The organism is Mycobacterium sp. (genome assembly GCF_035603715.1).
Lineage (GTDB): Bacteria > Actinomycetota > Actinomycetes > Mycobacteriales > Mycobacteriaceae > Mycobacterium.
Window position 1 is genome coordinate 1 of the sequence record NZ_DATNJW010000474.1, and the last position, 3,474, is coordinate 3,474.

General features: G+C 69.9%; 3 protein-coding genes. 2 read left to right on the top strand and 1 reads right to left on the bottom strand.

The genetic code is table 11. The features are described 5' to 3' along the window. The coding region (locus VN856_RS19615) for a heavy metal translocating P-type ATPase (protein ID WP_325692022.1) at positions 1 to 2,043 on the top strand (2,043 nt) is incomplete at its 5' end. Here the strand turns inward: VN856_RS19615 and VN856_RS19620 are convergent. Further along, positions 2,040 to 2,942 carry an alpha/beta hydrolase-fold protein gene (locus VN856_RS19620; protein WP_325692024.1) on the bottom strand — a complete coding sequence of 301 codons (903 nt, stop codon included), beginning with the start codon at positions 2,940 to 2,942 and terminating at the stop codon, positions 2,040 to 2,042. The two genes, VN856_RS19615 and VN856_RS19620, sit on opposite strands and share 4 nt — an antisense overlap. A 127-nt stretch (positions 2,943 to 3,069) precedes the next feature. On the opposite strand from VN856_RS19620, the gene VN856_RS19625 reads away from it, so the two are divergent. Further along, on the top strand, positions 3,070 to 3,474 hold a 405-nt coding region (locus VN856_RS19625; protein WP_325692026.1), incomplete at its 3' end, for an oxygenase MpaB family protein.

A 3,474-nucleotide genomic window follows, 5' to 3' on the forward strand; every position in this document is an offset into this window, starting at 1 on the left:
AACCGGCTCGACGGGGTGCGGGCGGCGGTGAACTTCGCCCTCGAGCGGGCCCATGTGCAGCACGAGTCCGAGGTGTCGGCCGGTGATTTGATCCGCGCGGTGGAGTCGACGGGCTACCACGCGTCGGTGGCCGTCGACCTCTTCAGCCACGACGATGACGAGCCGCAGGACCTGTTGCGTTCACGGCTGATCTGTTCGGCGCTGCTGGCGATTCCGATCGTGGCGGTGTCGATGCTGATGGGCTGGCAGTTTGTCGGCTGGCAGTGGGTGGCGCTGGCGTTGACAACGCCGATCGTGGCGTGGGGCGGCTACCCGTTTCACCGCTTGGCGCTGCTCGGCGCGCGTCATCGCACCTCGACGATGGACACCCTGGTGTCGCTGGGCACGCTGGCCGCCTACCTGTGGTCGACGGCAGCGGTCTTACGCGGTGCGGGTCCGGTCTACTTCGAGGTCGCGGCCGCGGTCACGGTGTTCCAGCTGGCCGGCCGTTACGCCGAGGCACGGGCCAAGCGTGCCTCGGGGGCTGCGCTGCGCTCGCTGCTGAGCCTGGGCGCCAAGGACGCCGCGGTCCTGCGCGACGGCGATGAGCTTCGCGTGCCAATCGCGCAACTGCAGGTTGGCGACGTCGTCGTCGTGCGGCCGGGGGAGCGGGTCGCCACCGACGGCGAAATCATCGACGGGACAACGGCATTGGACACCTCGGCGATGACCGGCGAGCCGGTACCGGTCGACGTGGCTGCCGGCGACACGGTGGTCGGCGGCTCCCTGAACACCTACGGCCGTGTGCTGGTGCGCGCCACCCGAGTCGGCGCCGACACCCAACTGGCCCGGATGGCCAAGTTGGTCAGCGACGCCCAGAACAACAAGGCGCCGGTGCAACGGATGGCCGACCGGGTCGCGGCGGTATTCGTCCCGGCGGTGCTGGCGATCGCGGCGGCGACGATGGCCTGCTGGCTGATGGCCGGGCAGCCGGTCGCGTCGGCGTTCACCGCGGCCGTCGCGGTGCTGATCATCGCCTGCCCATGCGCCCTCGGGCTGGCCACCCCGACGGCGATCCTGGTCGGCACCGGGCGCGGCGCGCAATTGGGCATCCTGATCAAGGATCCGCGGGTGCTGGAGACCGTGCACGGCGTCGACACGGTCGTGTTCGACAAGACCGGAACCCTGACGACCGGAGCGATGGCGGTGGCTGACGTCCAGCCCCGGCCCGGCGAGGACGCCGACGCGGTGCTGGCCCGCGCGGCAGCAGTCGAGTCGGCATCCGAGCATCCGGTGGCGGCGGCGATCGTGGCGGCCGCCCACGCTCGCGGACTCGCGCCTCGCAGCGGCCCGGAGCGGTTCGTCAACGATCCGGGCACCGGTGTGGTGGGTGTGGTCGACGGTGTCGAGGTTGCGGTGTCGCGAGCCGGCTCGCTGGCCGGCGTCGACCTGCTGGCGCCGACACGTCAGACCGCGGTGCAGGTGGCTTGGGGCGGGCAGCTCCGCGGCGTCATCACCCTGGCCGACCAGATCAAGCCCGGCAGCGCCGCGGCGATCGCCGACCTCAAGACCATGGGCATCACCCCGATGCTGCTCACCGGCGACAGCGCCGCGGTGGCCCAGCAGGTCGCCGACGCGGTGGGCATCGCGCCGGCCGATGTGATCGCCGATGTGCTGCCGACCGAAAAGGCCGACGCCGTCAAGCGTTTGCAGGCGCAGGGCCGAACGGTGGCCATGGTCGGCGACGGCGTCAACGACTCGGTGGCACTGGCCATCGCCGACATCGGCATGGCGATGGGCAGCGGCGCCGACGCGGCGATCGATGCGGGCGACCTGACGCTGATGCGCACCGACGTGCACACTGTGCCGACTGCGCTGCGGCTGTCGGCGCGCACGCTGCGCACCATCCGGATGAACCTGTTCTGGGCCTTCGCCTACAACGCCGCGGCCATCCCGCTGGCCGCGATGGGTCTGCTCAACCCGATGATCGCCGGAGCGGCGATGGCCTGCTCGTCGCTACTCGTGGTGACAAATAGCTTGCGGCTCAAGCAGTTTCATGCTTAGAGCCAGGCGAGCTCGCTCGGCAGCTGCTGACGCCAGAACGCCTCGTCGTGCCCACCTGGCCAGAAACCACCGGCGGGCGGCGTGCGCAGCTGGGCGATGAACTGATGCGCGGCCGGGGCGAAGCGGTCGTCGTTGCCGCAGTCGATCCGCAGCGGAATCGACGACAGCGCCGGCAGCCCGAAGACGGTGTTCTGCGTCCAGTCGTCGTAGCTGTCGAACGCCCCGAGCGTGCTGGCGGTGTAGGACTGGTACAGCGCCGGGCTGACGGCGCAGATCCCGGCGGTCCGTGCCGGACCCAGCCGGGCGCCCAGCAGCATCGCGCCATAGCCGCCCATCGACCAGCCGATGAAACCCACTCGGGTGATGTCCAGGTTCATCGTCGCCAGCATCGGGATCAGCTCGTTGAGCACCATCGCGCCCGCGTCCTCGCCGCCGGCCCGCCGGTGCCAGTAGCTGTCGCCGCCGTCGACCGCGACCACCGCGAACGGCGGCCGGCCCGCGTTGACCATTGCGGCGAGTCCCTCTTCGACGCCGAAGCTCATCACCTGCTTGGCGCTGCCCCGCACGCCGTGCAGGGCGATCACCGGGCGTAGCGGCGCGATCTGGCCGGGCGGCCTGGCGATGACGTAGTTGGTCAGGATGCCGCCGCGGGCCGCCGAGACGAACGAGCCGGACACCTTGGTCGGCATTGGCGCGGGAGCGGCGACCGGCGGCGCGGGGGCGGCGACCGGTGGCGCAGGCGGCCCGGGCGGGGCCGCGGGTCCGAAGGGGCCGGGGTCGGCCGGCACCCGGCTGGGATCGAGCAGCGCGCCGAACGTCCAGATTCCCGCAGCTCCGGCGACGGCACTGGCACCAAGGCGCAGAGCAGCGCGGCGTGACAGTTCAGGCACGAGCGTCATAATGCCGCGTCGGCAGCGCTACTCCAATAACCGTGCCGTCTCGATAGCGCAACGTATTCATCGTGCGACGCTGATGGCCGCCGGACACAACTTGGTACAAAGTACGAAATATGTAACACTGTTCAACATGACCGAGCTGAGTGAGTCTCCTGCCGGGCAGACCACCGACGCACTGCCGCTGGGGCCGCAGTCGCTGGTGTGGCGATACTTCGGCGACAACCGGATGTTCCTGATCGGGCCGCGGCCCGCAGTGCTGCAGAACATGCTCGCCGAACTCGGGCAAGGCGTGCTGGACCACTCGGTGTTCTTCAGCGACACCTCGGCGCGGATCAAGCGCTCACTGCCGCCGATTTTCAGAACCGTCTACGGATCGGACGATGACAACACCGGTCAGCAGGTCCGTGACTTCCACCACCAGATCAAGGGCGAAATGCCCAGCGGCGACCGGTATCACGCGTTGGACCCCGACACTTACTTCTGGGCGCACGCCACCTTCGTCGAGCAGGTGCTCTACTTCGCCGACACCTTCGTC

Bases quoted from the DNA above. Each gene is read 5' to 3' on its own strand.
- VN856_RS19620 (WP_325692024.1), bottom strand. From the start codon at position 2,942: ATGACGCTCGTGCCTGAACTGTCACGCCGCGCTGCTCTGCGCCTTGGT.